The 19718-nt window shown below is 42.6% G+C and carries 18 protein-coding genes and 1 tRNA gene; 13 read left to right on the forward strand and 6 right to left on the reverse strand.

The genetic code is table 11. The annotated features are described in order from the left end of the window. The first annotated feature begins 88 nt into the window (after nucleotides 1-88). The 7 genes from NHE_RS03705 to NHE_RS03735 all read left to right on the forward strand — a co-directional run bounded on the left by NHE_RS03705 (nucleotide 89) and on the right by NHE_RS03735 (nucleotide 7201). Entirely contained in the window at nucleotides 89-916 is an 828-nt protein-coding gene (locus tag NHE_RS03705) for a hypothetical protein (protein WP_038560098.1), read from the forward strand. Between the two features lie 124 nt (nucleotides 917-1040). After that, a complete protein-coding gene (locus NHE_RS03710) occupies nucleotides 1041-1898 on the forward strand; it encodes an alpha/beta fold hydrolase (protein WP_038560100.1) in 858 nt (285 codons plus the stop codon). A 185-nt stretch (nucleotides 1899-2083) separates the two neighbouring features. Next, complete coding sequence (locus tag NHE_RS03715; RefSeq protein WP_038560103.1) at nucleotides 2084-2866, forward strand: hypothetical protein; 783 nt, start codon at nucleotides 2084-2086, stop codon at nucleotides 2864-2866. 457 nt (nucleotides 2867-3323) lie between these two features. Next, nucleotides 3324-4271, forward strand: a complete 948-nt coding sequence (locus NHE_RS03720; RefSeq protein WP_038560106.1) for a hypothetical protein — start codon at nucleotides 3324-3326, stop codon at nucleotides 4269-4271. A gap of 204 nt (nucleotides 4272-4475) precedes the next feature. Next, nucleotides 4476-5168 (forward strand): P44/Msp2 family outer membrane protein, encoded by a 693-nt coding sequence (locus tag NHE_RS03725; RefSeq protein WP_038560109.1) that lies wholly within the window; start codon nucleotides 4476-4478, stop codon nucleotides 5166-5168. Between the two features lie 67 nt (nucleotides 5169-5235). Beyond that, nucleotides 5236-5559, forward strand: coding sequence for a preprotein translocase subunit SecG (gene secG / locus NHE_RS03730; protein ID WP_038560112.1), 324 nt, complete (start codon nucleotides 5236-5238; stop codon nucleotides 5557-5559). After that, nucleotides 5537-7201: a CTP synthase gene (locus tag NHE_RS03735; protein ID WP_038560114.1), complete on the forward strand. Its 1665-nt coding sequence runs from the start codon at nucleotides 5537-5539 to the stop codon at nucleotides 7199-7201. The genes secG and NHE_RS03735 overlap by 23 nt, the downstream gene beginning before the upstream one ends. Nucleotides 7202-7355: 154 nt before the next feature. On the opposite strand, the gene NHE_RS03740 is transcribed toward NHE_RS03735, so the two are convergent. Continuing rightward, nucleotides 7356-7428 (reverse strand) — tRNA-Ala (locus NHE_RS03740). A gap of 126 nt (nucleotides 7429-7554) precedes the next feature. Between NHE_RS03740 and NHE_RS03745 the strand changes: the two genes are divergently transcribed. Beyond that, nucleotides 7555-9747 carry a hypothetical protein gene (locus NHE_RS03745; protein ID WP_051579673.1) on the forward strand — a complete coding sequence of 731 codons (2193 nt, stop codon included), beginning with the start codon at nucleotides 7555-7557 and terminating at the stop codon, nucleotides 9745-9747. A 31-nt stretch (nucleotides 9748-9778) separates the two neighbouring features. Here NHE_RS03745 and NHE_RS03750 read toward each other — a convergent pair whose 3' ends face one another. The 3 genes from NHE_RS03750 to infA form a co-directional block, all read right to left on the reverse strand. Further along, the gene (locus tag NHE_RS03750) at nucleotides 9779-10216 is read right to left on the reverse strand and encodes a transcription antitermination factor NusB (RefSeq protein WP_038560754.1); all 438 of its coding nucleotides are present in this window, start codon (nucleotides 10214-10216) and stop codon (nucleotides 9779-9781) included. Between the two features lie 9 nt (nucleotides 10217-10225). Next, on the reverse strand, nucleotides 10226-10822 hold the full coding sequence (locus NHE_RS03755) for a Maf family protein (protein ID WP_038560116.1): 597 nt from the start codon (nucleotides 10820-10822) through the stop codon (nucleotides 10226-10228). A 67-nt stretch (nucleotides 10823-10889) separates the two neighbouring features. Beyond that, nucleotides 10890-11171: a translation initiation factor IF-1 gene (gene infA, locus NHE_RS03760; RefSeq protein WP_038560119.1), complete on the reverse strand. Its 282-nt coding sequence runs from the start codon at nucleotides 11169-11171 to the stop codon at nucleotides 10890-10892. Between the two features lie 418 nt (nucleotides 11172-11589). Here infA and NHE_RS03765 point away from each other — a divergent pair, with 418 nt between their 5' ends. Beyond that, nucleotides 11590-12120 carry a thioredoxin family protein gene (locus NHE_RS03765; protein WP_038560122.1) on the forward strand — a complete coding sequence of 177 codons (531 nt, stop codon included), beginning with the start codon at nucleotides 11590-11592 and terminating at the stop codon, nucleotides 12118-12120. A gap of 29 nt (nucleotides 12121-12149) precedes the next feature. After that, the gene (locus NHE_RS03770) at nucleotides 12150-13874 is read left to right on the forward strand and encodes a monovalent cation:proton antiporter-2 (CPA2) family protein (RefSeq protein ID WP_038560124.1); all 1725 of its coding nucleotides are present in this window, start codon (nucleotides 12150-12152) and stop codon (nucleotides 13872-13874) included. A gap of 96 nt (nucleotides 13875-13970) precedes the next feature. On the opposite strand, the gene guaA is transcribed toward NHE_RS03770, so the two are convergent. Both guaA and NHE_RS03780 read right to left on the reverse strand, forming a co-directional pair. Next, a complete protein-coding gene (guaA, locus tag NHE_RS03775) occupies nucleotides 13971-15530 on the reverse strand; it encodes a glutamine-hydrolyzing GMP synthase (protein WP_038560127.1) in 1560 nt (519 codons plus the stop codon). Between the two features lie 153 nt (nucleotides 15531-15683). After that, nucleotides 15684-16442 carry a P-loop NTPase gene (locus NHE_RS03780; protein WP_038560130.1) on the reverse strand — a complete coding sequence of 253 codons (759 nt, stop codon included), beginning with the start codon at nucleotides 16440-16442 and terminating at the stop codon, nucleotides 15684-15686. Nucleotides 16443-16711: 269 nt separating this feature from the next. On the opposite strand from NHE_RS03780, the gene NHE_RS03785 reads away from it, so the two are divergent. The 3 genes from NHE_RS03785 to gpmI all read left to right on the forward strand — a co-directional run bounded on the left by NHE_RS03785 (nucleotide 16712) and on the right by gpmI (nucleotide 19708). Then, nucleotides 16712-17314, forward strand: coding sequence for an OmpA family protein (locus NHE_RS03785; protein WP_038560132.1), 603 nt, complete (start codon nucleotides 16712-16714; stop codon nucleotides 17312-17314). 132 nt (nucleotides 17315-17446) lie between these two features. Further along, nucleotides 17447-18166 carry a tol-pal system YbgF family protein gene (locus tag NHE_RS03790; RefSeq protein WP_038560135.1) on the forward strand — a complete coding sequence of 240 codons (720 nt, stop codon included), beginning with the start codon at nucleotides 17447-17449 and terminating at the stop codon, nucleotides 18164-18166. Between the two features lie 75 nt (nucleotides 18167-18241). Then, entirely contained in the window at nucleotides 18242-19708 is a 1467-nt protein-coding gene (gene gpmI, locus NHE_RS03795; protein WP_038560137.1) for a 2,3-bisphosphoglycerate-independent phosphoglycerate mutase, read from the forward strand. Nucleotides 19709-19718: the final 10 nt, after the last annotated feature.

Consider the following 19718-nt stretch of genomic DNA (forward strand, 5'->3'; position numbering starts at 1 on the left):
CTATAGGAGACTATACAAGTATAGTGCTACATGTACTTCCACTTTCCATCATTGTCATCTCAGATTGGGGTACAGGTTTTTTTGATCTATGCAGTCTGATAAAGTTCGACTCTATAGAGTTCTTGCTTCAGCTTCCCTTATGTCGTCGGGGATGTTCTTGTGCCTGGTGTTGACACTCACTGTCGCACTTACGCTGATGAAAGAATTTTCTAACGTTGATAAACTTTCAAAGTTCGTACTTAAGTATCTAGAGGATCTTTACAGATCCCAGCCTTCGAATCCCGCAGCCCTGCTCCTCTATGGGAACAGGAATCTTCTAATCGAAAGCATCCGGATTTCCCACGACAAGTTGATAAAGTGGTGTGCACTAATTATGGCAATCGCATTGGTGGCAATGGTAATTTCGTCTGCATGTGGCATGGTGGCACATGTGTGCTACACAAGGAAAATCCAATGTAAGGAATGCCATACACCTCGCAAAAAAAGGAAGACTGCACACCTTGCAGGCTTTATGTTGGGTTTTTCCATCGGAGTAACACTTTTATCGCTCTCTCTGTTTACTCCGTTCTTAATTGTGCGTGAGAGAAACCTTGGAAACATTCTCTGTCTTGCTTTCGATGCATCTGGATTTGATAGGAATCCTCTAGCTGAAGTAGCGAAGAAAATACTCAAAGAAACCTTTAAGAACGAGGTAATTATTGAAAACACGACAAATGAGATTCATAAATACCTCATAATTATCCTTGTAATTTCGATAGTTAGTGTCTTGAGTTTAGTCGCGCTCTCAATCCTCCTACATTCCAGAGAAAGTGCGTCAGAGACTGCTCCAGCAAGTCCAGCGCCATTGATCGACGCAAAGATACAGAATCCAATGGCCCTAGGAAGTCCTAAGAATATGACTCTTTCGTACATGTGACTCTCGTTTGCAAAGGCACTACTATGCTCAGGTCACCGAAGCAAAGTTGACCCACCACAACTGTTGCAAGTGTAAATTAGATGAATTATTTTTCGATCTGGACACATCTGGGGCACAAAATCGAATGACGAGCAGCGTAGTAGAAAAAAGGAGTCTAAAAACCAGCCTTGGAGATATTGTATACCTGGACTGGAATCGCAACTCTAAGCTCAGTCCCATTATCTGCATCCATGGCGTTAACAGGAACAAGCACGACTTTGACTACCTAGCAGCAGGATTGGTCAAGAATGGTTTCAGGGTCATCGCGTTGGACATGTTAGGGAGAGGTGAAAGTAGCTATATGGACAGAGAGTTGTATACATACCAAACCTACAAAGTAATCATGCTGGAATTTATAGAAAGACTCAATCTTTCACGTTTCTCGCTTGTTGGGACCTCAATGGGAGGAATAATCTCCATGATGGTAGCCGCTGATATGCCAGGATATATTGGAACATTAATTATAAATGATATAGGCCCCTACACCGATAAATCAGCAATGCTTACGCTCAGTAAGTACCTATGTATGTATCCCGAATTCGAGCACCTAGCGGAAGCTGAAAAATTTCTAAGAGTGCTCTTCAAACCACTGAACCTGTCGGAGGAAGAACACTGGCAACATATGATCAATTCATCCATGAGAAGAAAGGAAAATGGAAAATACGTATTGAATTTTGATCCCGAGATCTTCAGAGGCCATAAGGAGAAGATCACTGGCTCCAGAGATCTTTGGAAGGTCTGGGAAAGTATTGATAATAGCATCCCGATACTTGTGTTGAGAGGCGAGCTCTCGCGTATGCTATCAAAGGAAACGTTGATACAAATGGTGCAATTACGACCAAACGCCTCGTATATAGAATATCCAGGAATAGGGCATGCTCCTTCCCTTTTTGGGGACAACCAGATAAAGGATGTTATTTCATGGCTCACCAAGAATAATTAACGAAGTAACTAAACACAACGCAACTGTTTACCTACACAATTTAGTACTCTGAGATTCATAAAGTTTACCAGAGAGCCTGCATCTCAACGAATTTATATGGTATACCACTTGCTCAATTTGGGATTATATAGTACACTTCTCTCTCAATTTGGAAACTTACTTTGATTTAGCATTACTCACTTCTTATGCTCGGATGTCGTATCGCTATTTTGCTGTCTCTGCTACTCTTTTTGAGTCCTGCTGAGGCGCTTTTCGGAATAAACGCGAACACCGGGTTTTACATCAGTGGTGGATATGGCGCTTTGATGTCTGGCAAGGCGGGTGTTGATAATGCTGCCACTTATGCAAATCAAGCAGCTCAGAAATTTAGAAGTGTGAGCAAGGATCATCTGCTTCACGAGGATCTGAAGAACTTCAATGTGGCAGCTGGGTTTTCAATTTTAGGATTCTCATTGGACGTTGAAGGTCTCTATGGATATCTTGAATCTGCGAAAACAAGTAAAAACGGTACCCTCAAACTCAAATTGCCAGAAAAAGTTGGTGATCAGGAATTTTCCTATTTTCTTGGCTTTGTTAACGCGAATCTGGAATTCTCAGGAGCGGCGTTATTGAATCCCTACGTTGGATTAGGTATCGGCACCGGGACTGTCACATTCGCTATTGAGAATAAGGATTCGGATAGGAGATACGGATTTCCTCTGGCGACGCAGATAAAAGCTGGCTTAGCGCTTGATCTAGGATCCTATTTCTTTGTCTCATTGAAGCCGTATATTGGTTATCGGATGCTGATGGTCTCTAGTACGGGAGTCGATACACTTTCCGTTGTCCCTACACTCATTCCGACGCAGAATGCAAATCCTGATGCAGGAATAGCTGGTAGGATCAAGGAAGTTGTCACTGCAATCAGTGATATTAGTCACACCTCGCATAATGCTGAGATTGGAATCAAGATCCAGCTTGGAATATAAGAAGATCATCCGGTTTGAGACCGAAATAGTACATAAAATCCGTTACTTTACAACGAAATCCCGTGATCCGTTACTGTGATGGGATTTTTTCGCATATATCCGTGGTCACATTGCAACTTTTTTCTGTGGAACTCACTAATTTTACCATTCGGAATAGGTAAAATCCTTACTGAAGAGTAAATAATGCCAAAAATATCGAAAGATTTTCATAAAAAAGATGAATATTACTCTTTACTTTCTTTAAATCGTGTATATCCTATTCACTTGTGGAAAAGAATAACGCCCTCTGGGTTGTATCGCGGTTGATCTGCCACAGGTCATTATCAGGGAACTTACTTTCCTAATGTAGGTTCCTTTTGTGTCTTGTGGTTATGGTTGATCGTGATCGAACTAGAGCGAGAAGTTTCCACAACGACATCAAGTTAATTTTTATCTGAGCCGTTGGGGGTTTTACAGAATGATTAATAGTAGTTTTTTGAGAAAGGCATTACTCCTCTCCTGTTTGTTTGCGATGCCGCTGAGTGGCAACAGTGCTGCCAAAGTAGAAGAAGCGGCGAATGCAGGTGTTTATGGTAGAATTTTCCAGCTAAGCAAGGTTAGCGGCGAAACTAATTTTATGGACACTGGGCGCCATTACCACCATGCAGTTAGTGAAGATGTTGCTAGCCTGATTAAAGATTCACAGCATGGCCCATTATTATACCACGATGGTGGCGTTTTTGGAGACTACAGGCCTACACATGCACTTAACATGGTAGGTGGTGGTTTTGCACTTGGATACCGCACCCAAAACGCAAGGTTTGAGTTTGAAGGGATAATAAACGGCGAAGGTAAACTAAGTGACAGCGCTGAATCACAGTTTTATGGTCTTGCTGCTGTACCAGCTGAGGTAACCAAAGATGGTAAAGTAAATGGACAGGACCATGAGGGATCAGGATGTAAGTACCTCAAAGGCGTGAAGAATGTGGCGGTTGGCCCAATGAACTTTAGTAAGTTCTCTTATGCGGCTACCCTGTTTAATATCTATCAGGATATTCCAACTGGAGATGTAATGAAATTGTATGTAGGCGGTGGTGTCGGAATAAGCCGTGTTACTTACAACTTGACAAGTACTCAAAACCTTGTTAGCACTCCATTTGTTGCGCAGGGTAAGGTCGGTGTAACCTTTGATGTCGGCGATCTAGGAAGTATGGGCATGGTACCATATCTTGGCTACTCAGCGCTCTACTTCGCTGAAAAAGAAGCTAATAGTCGCGTGACAGGTCTAACTAGCCACAAAATGAGCAAGGATAAAAAGGGCCCTTGCGACAAGAAAGATGGTATCCCAGGACTTGAGTTTGCGCCTGTGGCAAAACACTTGCTACATAACATTGAGTTTGGGGTTACTTTTTCACTTGACGCCTGATCCTGTTTGCATCCCCAATCGTCAGACAACCTTAGAAGATAAATCCTTGGAGGATTTATCTTCTTTTTAAAGAATTGATGGTCAGTACGTTGCTGTTCAAGGCTTTGGCGCTCAAAAAGTTGCGCTTAGATACCCTCACAACGATAGACTTCTTAAATGACATGGTATAGACTCTTCGTATAAAACTTCAAAGAGGTGATCTAAATGATAAATAAAAAGTTCCTAATAAGCGTGGCTCTTGCAGGTGTTCTTTGCCTTGCATCTACCTCAGATGCGCAAGATGCCCTAGAGGATGCAGATATTTTCTATGCCAAAGTTGGGTATAACGCTACCAAAATGCAGCCGGTGGAGTGGACTAAGGCCCGCGTATCGGGTGATACTAGTAAATTCAAGCCAGAGTATGAAAGTAGTTTCATTGGCGGTAGTGCTGCTCTCGGATATTACTTCGGTGGCATGAGAGTCGAACTGGAAGGCAGCATGTATAATGTTGATTCTAAAAAAGGTTCTAAAATACCTGAAACTAAGCAGCCCGATGCACCTGCTATAAAGTATGGTGGCGCTTGTTTTATGGGTGGCATGCTTTCAGTAAACTACGATGTGGCTCTAACTGATTATATCAGCCCGTACTTTGGAGTAGGTTTCGGTCTAAGCAGAGTATCCCTAAAGCTTGATGATGATGCATTGTCTACTGCGTATCATATGTCATCCCAATTGAAAGGTGGTGTAAGCATCACTGGGCTCGCTGCTGTGGTCCCTTATGCTGGATATAAGTTCACATATATGAATGACAAAGGTTATTCAAAAGTAGCTCTTGCTAATAGTACTGAGCTTGCTCCGCAACTTTCTCATATGGTGCACAACTTTGAGGCTGGTCTAATGCTACCTATGAATGCGTAATCGGCTTTATGAGTTCTTTATCGGAGATGTTGGCGTTGCATTGTTAGAGTTTGTTGCACATGTCTAGATGCTGTTTCTGATTGTATTGCAGTTTGTCGTTGCTGTCCTGCTTGTGTTGCTGGTTCTGTTCCAAAACTCTGGTTCTAGCGTGACGGGTGCTTTTGCTTCAAAGCATGGTGGTATGTCCACGGTAGGCGGTGTGTCGGGCTTAGCTGCTAAGATCACCTGGGTTCTCTTGTTTGTGTTTTTCCTGAACACCGTCCTTTTAGGGAGATTGAACTTCTCCTCAAATGTCAGTACGATCGCGAATGAAGTAGAAGAAGGGGCGTTCAAGAGGACCCTAGAGGCTCGACTAGAGCAATCCAAGGATGGTAACAGTGCCTCCGGTTGAGAATTCGTGCTCGTTTATCTTCGTCACGGGTGGAGTCTCATCCTCTGTCGGGAAGGGCTTAACCACCGCTTCTATCGCTTCGTTGATGCAGTCCATGAACTTGAAGGTCTGCATCAGGAAGATGGATCCTTATCTAAATGTCGATCCTGGGACTATGAGTCCGCTTCAGCATGGTGAGGTTTTCGTTACCGACGATGGTGCGGAGTCAGATTTAGATCTGGGTCACTATGAACGGTTCACTGGCATAAATTGCACTCGATATGATAGCGTCACCGCCGGTAGGATATACATGAATCTTATCGAACGTGAACGGAGGGGTGATTACCTTGGCGCTACCGTCCAGGTCATTCCGCACGTGACGAATTTGATCAAGGATTTCATATACTACAGAGCGAATGAATACGATGTCATATTGTGTGAGATTGGTGGTACTGTAGGTGATATCGAGGGACAACCTTTCTTCGAAGCTATAAGGCAGGTTGCATACGAAATCGGAAAGGAGAATGTTGTATACATACATCTCACCCTCGCACCCTATTTGCACTCTTCGGGGGAACTTAAGACTAAACCTACGCAGCATTCCGTGAAAACACTGAATGCCTTAGGTATACAACCTGATTTCATCATATGCAGAACTCAAGGAATCTGCATGTCTCCTTCAGATAAAAGGAAAATCGCTCTTTTTTGCAACGTCAAAGAAGGTAACGTTATAGAGGCGCAGGATGTGAGTAATGTATACCAAATCCCTGTGATATATAAAAATCAGGAACTGGATAAAAAAATCAGTAAGTTACTCGGATATCATAACCTGGAAGCCGATGTGACAAACTGGTTAGAGATCACAGAAAAAGTTCAGACACTCACTCACACGAAAAAGAAGTTGTCCGTAGCTATTATAGGAAAATATTCGGATCTGTGTGACGCATACATTTCAATAAATGCAGCTTTGAAAGATGCCGGTTATGCACTCGGCGTAGATGTGTCTGTACAGATATTGTGCGCCCGTACAGAGAATCTTTCCATCCTTTCAGGTTTCGATGCAATCTTGATCCCGGGTGGTTTCGGGCTAGAAGGAATAGAGGGAAAGTTAGCTGCTGCAAATTACGCAAGAATCAACAATATCCCCTTCCTTGGTATTTGTCTGGGTTTCCAAATTGCCGTAATTGAATTTGCAAGGAACGTCCTAGGTTTAAAGGATGCCAGTTCGGTGGAATTCAGCCCAGAATGCAAAGATCCTGTTATTTGTTTTATGCACGAGTGGAAAACCTTGGAAGGATCTGTGGAGAAGCGAGAACGGTCATCACAAATCGGCGGCACAATGCGTCTGGGAAAATATACTTGCATGTTAATGGAGGGCTCAAAGGCTCGCTCAATATATAAAGATGCTGAATCCATCTCAGAGCGTCATAGACATAGATATGAGGTTAATCCGAGTTATCTCACGCAATTGGAAGAGCGAGGTATGTTTTTCTCGGGCTACTCAAGCATGGGAAAGGACATACCTGAAGTACTAGAACTCAGGGAACACCCTTGGTTTCTTGGGGTACAATTTCACCCTGAATTCAGATCTAGCGTCTTCAACCCGCATCCCCTTTTCTGCTCGCTCCTAGAAGCTGGGCTTCACATAAAGAAAGACAGATAAACAGTAGCCCTCGTAACGTTCTAGATACGATGGACTATTACCTAAGATATATGGTAGACTAGGTGATAGGCTGGGCGTACAGCGCCTCACCTGAAGACATATACCAGACCTACTACACCGATCCTTGTGTAGCTGAAGGAAAGAGTAAGCGGCGTGGAGGCAACAGGGGTCGAACCTGCGACCTTCTGAGTGCAAACCAGATGCTCTACCAACTGAGCTATGCCCCCTTACACCCCGATATTAGACACGATTTCCGCGTGTATGTCAAGCAGGGATTTATATGGGCTTTGCCAAAGGATCTATAACTCTACCATGAGTTAGTGGAATATTGAATTTTTTCAATCACCATATAAATGAGAGATGTCAACTTAAATCAATTCGGTACACGTTCTATGACTCCTGACCTTTCACCTGACATAAAGCAAGAAGTGCAGCTTTTTTTAGAGCAACAAACTCTCAATCCTCAGGAGTTTAACTATGACAGAGCGCTACTTCTTTTAAGAAAAAGTGCTGACCACAATAGAGGCATCACCTGGAACGTAGATGATGATAGAAATATCATAACGAGGACTTTAGTAGACCCATCACGTCCTTCTTTTTCTCCGAATGACTACGCGCAGCAAGTGGCGAATCTATATAGAGCTGCTGTGGACATCGTAAAAAGCTTACCTCCTGAATACAAAACTTCCAGCGCAAAAGCAGATGTAGTAATTACACAACTCAATAAATCAGCGATCCGATGCATACAAACCGCCATCACCCTAGAGCATGAAGAAAGTTGTGAGCGATATCTAAAAAGGCACAATGGAGAAGTGATCGGTGTACTGAGAAATGTATTACCCCAACGGTACTCTATAAATGAGATCCAATCCTTACTAAGAATCGCAGAAGGATATACGTCTTTGGGTGATGCGAAACATTATGCAATAGAAACCATAACACCAATTACAGGTGACAGGATTATTATCCAAGCTGATTATCCAATAGCCGGGCTAACAGAACCTCAGAAAGAGAGTCTGCAAAACTATTGCAATGAAGACTGGTACAGAGCACTCCACCCTATAGAGCAAGGACTATTTCAAAGGCACAAGGACGCTATACTCAGTGGAGAACGAAGTGTATCCACTGTTCTAAGATCAATACCATGTCTACGCAATGCGTACTACAAGGAAGTAAAAGAGGTCCGAAAGAATCCTGCTGGTCTTGACACCATCACAGTGCTCAATAGCTATATACATAGCGCGGCATTATCAGGCACGCAGAAAGATAAGGAAACCAGAGAGGAAGTAGCACAAAGGAATTACAAGCAGTTATGCACTAGAGTCCCTGATCGCAACATCGATATAATGACGCTATGTTCAAGGGTTCCAGGACAAGCTTTTCTCGAGAGACATTTCCCAAAACTAAGTTCCACTATCTTCGATACACACATAGTAGATACAACAGCTGCAGCAGTCCCGGAAGAGAATCTGATAATTATTCCGACCAACATACTAAGGTGTATAAGTAAAAACACTATCAAAAAATCATGTAAAGCTGTTTTCAGTGGCTACATATCAAACCACTTGCTCGAGGAAAAAGAAGGATTACAGGATCTCGTCAAATACCTCACTAAAGACCCTAGTTTCTTGGATAGGGGTAATGCTCTAAGAGCGGCCAAAGTAGTAACATACTCACTTGAGGATCCAAGGGAAAAAATGCTCGCACTCGAAGTGATAGAGCTCAGGAGATTATCCCTCAAACAGAGCGGCTGGCGTGGTAGATTTAATTCCTTTATTGAAATAATCACAGCACCTTTCAGGAGACAACCAAGAAATAAAAATGCAAGAATAGCCGGTATGCTTACGACTCTCTGGAACAAAACACAACCTGACAGATGTCTTGCTGTCTCCTGTAAAAGTGGGAAAGACCGCACTGGGTATGAATCAATGCTAGCTGACTCACTTGGTATCAAAATGCAAAACCCAGATTGTACTATACCAGAAATACAGTCATTGATAGCAAAATCTGCACACATACAGTTTTTAGCATCAGGTGCCGGAGGTAAACCTGGGTGTTTCGGGTTGAAAGGTGTAGCAACAGACGAATTCGGTGGCGCGGCAGGTACTATAAATTCCTCTCTATTTATAAGAGCTGCAAGAACAAGCAGTAAGATCAGCTTAGACAAGCAAGCTGTAGATCCGGCAACCAACCCAGAGTTGTATATTCTTCTCGCAAAAATTAACAATGAAATTACTGAGGGAGGTGAAATCCAGCGTGGAACTTCAGAGACGACCTCGCTACTTTCTATTTCGAGTAATAGGAGAGCCAGACTCAGCAGTGAATCATTAGATAGGATTTCGTTATTTGTTGATTCGGATGACGTATTGACGGAGGAAGAATTTCTTTCTTCCGACACGCTGGAAAGTCAACCTTCCAGCAGTTCAGGCAGCGCAGGATCTGGTAAGGAACTTAGCAGTAGGATTTCTTTGGATACATCAGATCCAGAGTCGTTGAGTAAAGTTTCACCGGACAAAAAGGGAAAAGAAAGTGCCCCTGGGAAGTAAATGCAGATAAGTTCATCAAGTTATTGAGTTCTTATTTCTCTCCAGGGCTCCTTTCTATCTCACCAGCTAGTTTGTCGAGTATCGCATTGATAAAATTCGAGTCTTGCATCGGCAAGAATAACCTAGAGAGAGTTACATACTCGTCTATCACAAGATTCTTTTGCTCTAAACCGGTAAGCCTCAGCTCAGAGATAGCAACCCTCAGAATAGATAGTTTCAGATTATCTATTCTATTGATATTCCAGTCCTCGGAAAGAAATCTTTCTATCACCTGAGCATCTAATTCCAGATTGGAAAAACATAACTCAAGCAATGGATCGAGGAGTGTTGGATCATATTTCCTCATATACGACACATCATGCAAATCCAATGCCTTCTTAAGCAGGACATTTTGATCTAAATCAGAGAAATAGCTCGAGTAACATACTTCCACAGATAAAAGTCTTGCAATTCTTCGTTTACTAAGCATTTCGGTCACTCACGAAAGATGAGATTTAACCTGTTGACGCACATTCACGGATTTCAGAAGTGAGACCACTTCATACGCAGGAAGACCTACGACATTGAAATAGGATCCCTGCATCGATATCACAAAACTCTGAGCAATCCCCTGTATCGAGTAACCTCCTGCCTTTCCTATTCCTTCCTTACTGGTTAGATAGAAATCCACCTCCTCATCAGAGAGTCTTTTGAATTTTAGTACTGTCATAGTAACCCTCTGTCGCACCTCGCCTGAACTCGTCACTAAACAAATCGAAGTATAGAGTCTATGTTTTCTACCACTAAGCATCTCAAGACAGCATCTGACATCGCTATCAGAAAGAGCTTTCGGTAATATCCTCCTGCCACACGAAGCTACTGTATCCGCAGTAATGATGTTCTCGAGTGGATAAGCTTCCCTGAGTTTCAACGCCTTTTCCAAGGCCATCCGCTTGACGTATGACAATGGAATCTCCTTTTTCTTCGGAGATTCATCTATCTCAGGGGAAACAACACTCTTGGGAAAAAGTCCCAAAACACTCAGTATCTGAAGTCTGTGCTTTGAAGAAGAGCCAAGGATAAAATCAGAAGTCATAACAGAGAATCACGCACCCATGTCTAGAGAGGCACACTTATGTAAAAATTAGGATATCCAGAAAAGATCACTTCTGTGGCTTCCATTTTGCCGGTCCCTCCTTGGAATCCTCAGGACGTCTTCTACGGAAACCTTCCCTTTCGACGATAATTCCCCTATTTGTGTCGTAATGGAGCGACATTGCTACAACGACCTTATCACTGAGAATGATTTTAATTTTCTTTCTGCGCATCTTGCCGCAGGAATGAGCTAGTATTTCCTTTCCATTTTCAAGCCTCACCCTGAATTCAGGTCCGCGCAAGACTTCGATCACTTCCCCTATGAAACGCTTTTCATCTTCTTTGGGCATATTTATTCTTCTTTTTCCCTGACATAATAATTTCTCATAAATTCAGCGTGACCCTACCTAACACGCAGTAAATTGGGTAGCACACCGTCGCACTGAAGAAGGATTCAATCCTATCTATCAGGATACTGGTTAATAGCAGGATTAACAATCATCTTTGTGCCACTGCAATGAAGTATTTAATATTTCTGTAATAATCACATGATAGCGGAACTATCCTGAATCATCTGTGAGAGTTTCCTGGAATCGTAAGAAGTGAGAAGTGCCGTTCTTAGGAATACACATCTAGAATAATACTACAAATAGCTTCTTGACTGCATGCTTAGTTCTCGGAGGCAACACCTCTGTTCAAAGTTGTGAATTGCGTTTAATCACATTAGGATCTAGTATTGAATTGCTCTTTTTTCTATCGTTTTCGTGTATGGTGAGAATGAATACTCCACAGGCTTTGATAGGTTCTGCAGCTCCACAATTTTCCATCGCGTTTAACGGATCGGTGTACTCGTTATCCAGCATCGCTGGTTCCTCAGGTACGTTGGTCATGTTTATTTGCAACCATTGCCCCTACGTAAAGGAAATAATAACGAATTTAGTAGAAGACGTTAAACTAATGCAGGCCAATGGTATAGGAGTGATCGCGATAATGCCAAATGATTTTATCGCCTATCCAGAGGATTCACCGGAGAAAATGATAGAGTTCGCACGTTCGAATAATTTTTCTTTTCCATATGTCCCGGACGTCAACCAGGAAGTCGCAAGAAAATATGATGCGGTCTGCACTCCTGATTTTTTTGGCTTCAATGATAAGTTGGAATTACAGTACAGGGGGCAGTTCATGGACAAGGAAACTGGGACACGGGATCTTTTCAATGCGATGATCGAGATTGCAAAGACAGGGAAATCATCAGCACCACAGAAGCCTAGTATTGGGTGCTCAATAAAGTGGAAATAGTTTTTTAGATATATCGGTACACCCCTCAAATGATCAATGATGGTAACGCTTTATTCGAAGTAATAGCTCTGCTTTCCACTGCTATACTGATAGTCTCGTTGTTTCTGAAGTTAAATATCAGTCCAATCTTGGGCTACTTTGTCGCCGGAGCCGCTATTGGGACGCATGGTTTTAAGATAGTTGAATTCTCTTCAGCTATGGAGGTTTTCGCAGAATTCGGGATAGTCTTTCTGCTTTTCCTGATTGGGCTGGAGCTGACACTGGATAGAATCATGTCGATGCGACGGCATGTATTTGGGCTAGGAACATTACAAGTCATAGTCACTGCAGCGGTGATAGTGTTCATCTGCAGAATGTTCGGAATTAATTCAAGTGCATCCATCATAATAGGATGTGCTTTTGCCCTCTCATCGACAGCAATCGTCCTCCAAGTTCTACAGGAGACCGGTATGAAATCGAATCAGGTTGGTAGGCTATCGATAGCAGTACTCTTGATGCAAGACTTCACGGTAGTGCCATTGCTCGTTTTTGTGGCACTTCTAGGAAATAACGCACCACAGAATCTTCTACTACCTATTACCATGTCCCTCATTAAGGCAGGTATTGTCTTGCTTGGAATTTTCATTGTAGGCAGATTGCTACTCAGACCTTTCTTTAAAATGATCGCCTCTACTAAGAGTAGTGAGCTCTTCATTGCAACAACATTGCTGATAGTATTAGGTGCAGCATACATAACAGAAAAGTTGGAGTTGTCTATGGCTATGGGTGCTTTCGTGGCCGGACTGCTGCTTGCTGAGACAGAGTATAGACATGAAGTGGAGCAAGTAATATTTCCATTTAAGAGTCTATTGTTGGGATTGTTCTTCATGACCGTGGGTATGTCAATTGACCTTAGGATACTCATCGAGAACATAGATCTAATAACCGGTATAGCGCTAGCTTTAATGCTTCTTAAGGCATCGATTATAATAGCATTAGCAAAATTGTTTGGATTCAAGACAGGTCCTGCTATAAATGCTGGTTTGCTCTTAGCACAGGGTAGTGAATTTGCACTTATCCTCTTCAAGTTAGAGACAAGCATGACAGTCCTGGACACACACCTTGCTAATGTATTAGTCTCGGCGGTTACTATGAGCATGGCATTCACGCCACTTTTCTCGAGCATTGGGAGCATAATTGCAAATAAACTAGAAGCTCCAGATAAGAAAATAGAGGAGGCCGAATTGATACAGCTGATGCGTGCCAGTGTGACTGATATAGACAATCACGTGATCATTGCAGGATTCGGCCGCGTAGGAAAAATGGTGGCCCGAATGCTATCTGAAGAACAGGTGAATTACATCATCATTGATATCGATTCCAAAGTAGTAGATAAGGCTCAACGTGAAGGTTTCCCTATCTTCAGGGGTAACATAAATAAGCTTGCCACATTGGAGGCAATTGCTGTCGATCGTGCTTCGACTGTTGTCCTATCCATGCAGAACGAAGTTACAAATAAAAAGGCTATTAAGTTCATCAACGAGCATTTTCCTCATGCGACTATCGTGGCACGCGTTTCCGATTTCTCAGATATCAAGACGCTTAAAAAGCTGGGCGCACATAAACTGGTCCCAGAAACATATGAAACAGGTCTGCAGATAGGCGCTGAAGTCCTACAGTCTGTAGGTTTGGGTTCTTTTGCAATTGCTTCGCTCAAGGAGCGCTTCAGAGCAGGTGATTATGCAATCCCTAAGGATGTCGTGAAAGAAGAATAGCCCAGAATGCTCTGTGAGCGGACCACGTTGATTGGGGCATCTTCCATGAAACCGGGTAGCACGACTCTTGTGGAATAGGGGTCTGCACCAGGCTTGTTATTCCCATTCAATTGTAGCTGGTGGCTTCGATGTGATATCGTAAACGATCCGTGATACTTCTTTCACTTGATTCGGTATTTTAGTTGCAATCTCATTCAAGAACTCCAAGAAGAGGATCTTATCCGAAGAGTCAGACTCGAATGGATAAGCACTAGCTGTCATTCCATCTCGGGAAGTCACTGCACGGACGGCACAGACGTAATTATACGAACGTTTATCACCCATTACCCCAACCGAGCGAATTGGTAGTAGAACAGTAAATGCCTGCCATATTTTCGAATACAGGCCATACCTTCTCATTGTAGAGAGATATATATCATCGACATTCTGTAGGATTCTTACTTTTTCCTCAGTAACCTCACCTAGGATTCGTATTGCAAGGCCTGGCCCAGGAGAAGGATGTCTCATCAATATCGTTTCATCCACACCCATGTTACGACCAATAGCTCTGACTTCATCTTTGAATAATAATCTAAACGGCTCGAGTAATTTGAGCCCCATTTTTACTGGTAGTCCACCAACGTTGTGATGGGATTTTATCGCATGGCTACCACTGACACCTGATTCAACGATATCCGGATAAAGAGTACCCTGCAGCAAAAACTCCACATTTTCTATGGTACTCGCTTTACTCTCGAATACGTTAATAAAAGTTTCCCCGATTATTTTTCTTTTTTCTTCTGGTTCGGTGATACAGGCAAGTCTATCAAAAAACTGATGAGATGCAGATATCACCTCCAGAGGAATCCCCAACAAAAAGAATGATTTTTTTACTTCATCGACTTCATTTTTTCGCAATAGTCCTGTATCGACGAAAATGCAGTGCAACCTCGAACCTATAGCCTCATACATGAACTTCGCTGCAACTGTGGAATCGACACCTCCACTGACTGCTGCTAGTACATGCGATTCCCCGACACTTTGTATAATTTGTCGTTTCTCCTGATTGGAAAAGATCTGTAGATCCCAGGTATTAGCTGCTCTGGAAATTTCTATAAAATTCCGTAGAAGGATCTCACCGTTCTCGCTATGTGAAACTTCAGGGTGAAACTGGAAGCCGTAAAGTTTCTTCTGATCATTCGCAATCACTGCGAATTCACAATCTTCTGTTCTTGCAATCCCTCTAAAGCCATCTGGGACCGTCGCCACTGTATCACCGTGACTCATCCAAACCGTAAAACTACGCTCCTTGATATTCTCAGTAATTAAGCTTTCCCCTGTAATTTGCAGTTCCGCTTTACCGTATTCGCGTTTTTCACCAGAAACCACTCTTGCACCAAAAAAATCACTGATCAGCTGTTTGCCATAACAGATCCCCAACACCGGAACACCATATCTAGAATTCACATCTAGGATCTCACTTACCAAATCTCTATAGTGCACATACTCATCAATGGATTTATGACTGCCAGACAAAATTATACCCTTCATTGCACTAGAGAAGACAAAGCCCTCAGGAGAATAAATCTGGGAATAACATTTATTCTCCCTCAATTTTCTGGCAATAAGTTGAGTAAACTGGGAACCTAGATCAATTATTGCTATTTGTGATGTCATCTATATCGCACAAGGGAACAGGCAAATTATATTCCCGAGCAACATCGAAATCCAGCGAAACAACATTGATCCGGACTTCTAGAAATATCTCAGAAGAATAAAGAACATGGGATAAACGTAGATACTCTCAACGTTAGTAACTTTATTAAGCGATCAACTACTCCTGAGAACTGAAAGTATTTGTTCAACAATAGGATTGTATATACTTGCAATTTCAGGATCCAGAACTGGAGGCACAGCGCTATCGCCTGAATGTGAAATCTGACTAATGAATGGCACTCTACCCAACACCAGCATGGAAACTGAAGAGGCAAATTCCGTGACATTTCTTTTCTCACCGATGATATATTTTTCCCCTGTAATTGAGTCCATATAACTCATATTCTCGACAATACCTAATACTGGTGCCCCTAATTTCCGGAACATCGCATTTGCTCTCGCGACATCTTTAAGTGCGACCTTCTGCGCAGTGGTAACCAGTATCACACCATCTGGATAAAATTCATTGCAAAGCGTGATATGTACATCTCCAGTACCAGGAGGTGTATCGACTATAAGGTAATCCAATTCATTCCAGAGCGTATTCAAAAGAAAATTATGCAAAATTTTGGATAACATAGGTCCACGCCATATGATCGGTGCATCTGCATCCACCATTGCACCCATTGAAATGTATTTTAGGCCGAACTTTTCCAATGGAATCAATTTCTCCGTTTCACTCATAGAAACCCTCACATCCGCGCCGAGCATGAACGAAAGTGAAGGACCATGAATATCTGCATCTATTAGACCAACCCTGCTCCTCTGTGCCAACAGGACAGCAAGATTCAGAGCAATTGTAGATTTCCCAACACCACCCTTCCCGGAAGCGACTAACAGTAGTTTGGAAACGTTCGTGATCGCTTTTTTCATTGCTTTAGGGGCTCACAGTAAAATCGATTTGGCATATAAGTATATCACATGGGTCGACCTACATGTGTTTTTTGAACTTCATACAAAACATAAATCACCTAGAATAGGCCTAATGCTTGCATAGTTGATTTCTCAGCTGTATTAATCTTTAATTAAGTGAGGTCAGATACTATCGACTTTTTGGTATACGTAGGTTTGGCTTGTGTGCTTTTATTTATAGAACTCTGAGTTCTATTTAAACTTAGATTTGGAAAAATACAGGAGATAAAATGTATAAGGTTTCTAGTGTTGCGCTGCTCTCAGTGCTGTTATTGATGTCTGGTTGTTTCAAAAAGGGAAGTGGCTCGTTTAAGTCTAAAGGTGGTAAATCTTACCATGCAAGTCGCCATCTGGACGCATACTGCTACTGCCCACCAAAACAGGGGACTATAGGTATAACTCATTTCGAGTTTGATAGCTCCGAAGTTCTACCCGAAGCAATGGCGCTCATTGACGAACATATCAGAGATTGCGTTGCAATGAGGATGAAGGACGATCCAGAAGTAAAGGTGCTTGTTACGGGACATGCAGATAAGCGTGGTACTCAAGAATACAATCTCGCGCTCGGTAGCCGTAGAGCAAATGCTACAAAATCTTACTTACTAAAATCCCTGCTCAATCAGTCGGGTGCATCTGTGGAAGCTTCCACAGCCACTGAAGTGTCTTCAGGGGAAGTGACTGAAGGAACTGCTGTACAAAGCGAGACCAATCTCTCCGAACGTTTCTGCCTGAACTCAAAAGGAAAAGCAGAGCTGGTTGACGAAGGCGAAACAGAAGAAGCTCATTCAAAAAATCGTAGAACTGTCATAGAGTTCGTCAGGGAATGTAACTAAATATCTCCGTAGGAAACGGATAGGTATTTACCTATCCGTTTCCTTGTGGGTTGTGTTCTACCCTCTTCTCAGCAAGCTTGAACATTACGAATAAGTTGTTAGCATGTTACTATGTTCACATAGGGAATTGTAGTGCCGTACTTGTTTCGCTTTTTGCTTTTGTGCTTCTCGTTTTGCTTTGCTTCTGAGGTGCCTGTCCAGGGTGGAAGACAGGAAGATCTGCTCTTCATTGCCCAAAAAGTGAAGAGTATCGATGAGAAACTCGCGAAGCTTGAAAAATTGCTTCAGCAGGACCGGGGTGCCGGAGTAGTCTCGAAGGAGCAGGTTGCTATCGATCCTCAGAAGGTTTCTGTATTACCAGTTACCCCTCCTGCGAGGAAGCCTGCCTTCGAACAGCAAGGCAGTGCTACTAGGCGTGGTTCCAGCAGGACAATCAAAGAGATAGATCTCCCCGAACCTTCAGAAGAGGAGGACTCTTACAGGCATGCACTACTTCTGATTAAGCAGTCAAAGAAAAAAGAGGCAGAGGCGCAGTTGAGTGGATTCATTGAGCGTTTTCCTGAGAGTAATTTGTTGGATAACATTTATTATTTACTTGGGGATCTCTACTTCTCCGAAAAAAATTACAAATTAGCGTCACTCAACTTCTTAAAGAGTTATCGGAGCAACAAAAAAGGCAGTAAGACACCTTTAGCTTTGGTAAAAGCAATCAAGTCCTTGAGACTTATCAAGGAGTACGGACATGCATGCTCAATCCTCCACAGGGCACTAAATGAATTCCCTGATAATGCAGCAATAAGAATGCAGCTCGAGCAGGAAAAGGAGAGTCTTTTACCCCACTGTAAAAATTAATGTAATGTAAATTTTCATTTTGGAGTAGATCGTTTGTCTGCTATCATTTCCGTGTGTCTTTTATTAAATTAATAAGTGCCTTTAGTTCTATGCATTCTTGACGGTTGGGGTGTTTCGCTAGAAAACCAACATAACGCTATCTATCAGGCACGTACTCCAAACTACGATGCCTTGCTCAAGAAGTATCCACATTCTTTGCTCGCGGCTAGTGGACTTGATGTGGGTCTTCCCAATAATCAAATGGGGAATTCAGAAATTGGGCACCTGACGATCGGTAGCGGCAGAATCATATACCATGATCTTGTACACATCAACAAAAAGCTGGAGGACATAGAGCAGGATAAGAGCCTCAATTCATTTGCAGCCGGCCTCTCAGGAAAGGCTTGTCACGTTGTGGGATTACTTTCCGACGGCGGAGTGCACTCGCACATTGATCATATCGATAAAATTGCTGATTACCTGGAATCAAAAGGTATAAAAGTACATATCCATGCATTCCTGGATGGGCGCGATACACCACCAAAGTCAGCACTGAGGTATATCAAGAACGAAAAAAACATTGCAACTCTCTCAGGACGCTACTATGGGATGGATAGAGATAAAAACTGGGATCGCACACAAGAAGCGTACCAAGCAATTACGGATCCAGAAAAAATTAAGAATGTATTCAAAACACCAACAGAAGCAATCACACATTACTATGCACAAAACATCACTGATGAATTCGTACCAGCCTCGGTAATAGATGGTTATACAGGAGCTCGAGATGGAGATGCTTTATTCATTGCAAACTTTCGACCAGATCGAGCAAGACAGATTACTTCAGAGTTATTGGGGAAAACCAATTTCTGTGGACGAAAAATAAAGTTCTCGAAAATAATGACTATGAGTCAGTACTTTGAAGAACCTCTTCCAACGTTCGTACCACGGATGGAAATCAGCAACACACTATCAGAGATCATCTCACACATGGGGATGCACCAGCTAAAGATAGCGGAAAGTGAGAAGTATGCGCACGTAAGTTATTTCTTCAACGGAGGAAGGGAAACATCGTTTCCGAATGAGGAGCGTATTTTAGTGGACTCTCTACGTGTGAAGACGTACGATACTGCACCACAAATGGGAGCTTTAGAAATCACAGGAAAACTTGTAGAAGCTATAAAATCAAGGAAGTTCGACTTCATTGTTGTAAATTATGCTAATGCTGATATGGTAGGACATACAGGAAATATGCCTGCAACGATTGCCGCAGTCGAGACGCTAGATGATTGTCTAGGCGAACTTTATAAATGCACTTCCACAGAAGGATATGAGATGATAGTAACAGCAGACCATGGTAACGCGGAATCCATGTATAATCAGCGCACCAAACTTGCGAATACAGCACACACCACGAACCTAGTCCCGTTTATTGTACTATCGGACAGAGTGAAACAAGTAAAAAACGGACGTCTTTCAAACATAGCAGGAACCGTGTTGACGCTTCTCGGGATAAAGAAACCAACCGAACTCGAAGAAGGTTTAGTGTCCCTCATTAGATAGGAGTACAATC

It is taken from the genome of Neorickettsia helminthoeca str. Oregon (assembly GCF_000632985.1).
GTDB classification, from domain to species: domain Bacteria; phylum Pseudomonadota; class Alphaproteobacteria; order Rickettsiales; family Anaplasmataceae; genus Neorickettsia; species Neorickettsia helminthoeca.

Bases quoted from the DNA above. Each gene is read 5' to 3' on its own strand.
- NHE_RS03705 (WP_038560098.1), top strand. From the start codon at position 89: ATGCAGTCTGATAAAGTTCGACTCTATAGAGTTCTTGCTTCAGCTTCC.
- NHE_RS03710 (WP_038560100.1), top strand. From the start codon at position 1,041: ATGACGAGCAGCGTAGTAGAAAAAAGGAGTCTAAAAACCAGCCTTGGA.
- NHE_RS03715 (WP_038560103.1), top strand. From the start codon at position 2,084: ATGCTCGGATGTCGTATCGCTATTTTGCTGTCTCTGCTACTCTTTTTG.
- NHE_RS03720 (WP_038560106.1), top strand. From the start codon at position 3,324: ATGATTAATAGTAGTTTTTTGAGAAAGGCATTACTCCTCTCCTGTTTG.
- NHE_RS03725 (WP_038560109.1), top strand. From the start codon at position 4,476: ATGATAAATAAAAAGTTCCTAATAAGCGTGGCTCTTGCAGGTGTTCTT.
- secG (WP_038560112.1), top strand. From the start codon at position 5,236: ATGCTGTTTCTGATTGTATTGCAGTTTGTCGTTGCTGTCCTGCTTGTG.
- NHE_RS03735 (WP_038560114.1), top strand. From the start codon at position 5,537: ATGGTAACAGTGCCTCCGGTTGAGAATTCGTGCTCGTTTATCTTCGTC.
- NHE_RS03745 (WP_051579673.1), top strand. From the start codon at position 7,555: ATGAGAGATGTCAACTTAAATCAATTCGGTACACGTTCTATGACTCCT.
- NHE_RS03750 (WP_038560754.1), bottom strand. From the start codon at position 10,216: ATGCTTAGTAAACGAAGAATTGCAAGACTTTTATCTGTGGAAGTATGT.
- NHE_RS03755 (WP_038560116.1), bottom strand. From the start codon at position 10,822: ATGACTTCTGATTTTATCCTTGGCTCTTCTTCAAAGCACAGACTTCAG.
- infA (WP_038560119.1), bottom strand. From the start codon at position 11,171: ATGCCCAAAGAAGATGAAAAGCGTTTCATAGGGGAAGTGATCGAAGTC.
- NHE_RS03765 (WP_038560122.1), top strand. From the start codon at position 11,590: ATGGTGAGAATGAATACTCCACAGGCTTTGATAGGTTCTGCAGCTCCA.
- NHE_RS03770 (WP_038560124.1), top strand. From the start codon at position 12,150: ATGATCAATGATGGTAACGCTTTATTCGAAGTAATAGCTCTGCTTTCC.
- guaA (WP_038560127.1), bottom strand. From the start codon at position 15,530: ATGACATCACAAATAGCAATAATTGATCTAGGTTCCCAGTTTACTCAA.
- NHE_RS03780 (WP_038560130.1), bottom strand. From the start codon at position 16,442: ATGAAAAAAGCGATCACGAACGTTTCCAAACTACTGTTAGTCGCTTCC.
- NHE_RS03785 (WP_038560132.1), top strand. From the start codon at position 16,712: ATGTATAAGGTTTCTAGTGTTGCGCTGCTCTCAGTGCTGTTATTGATG.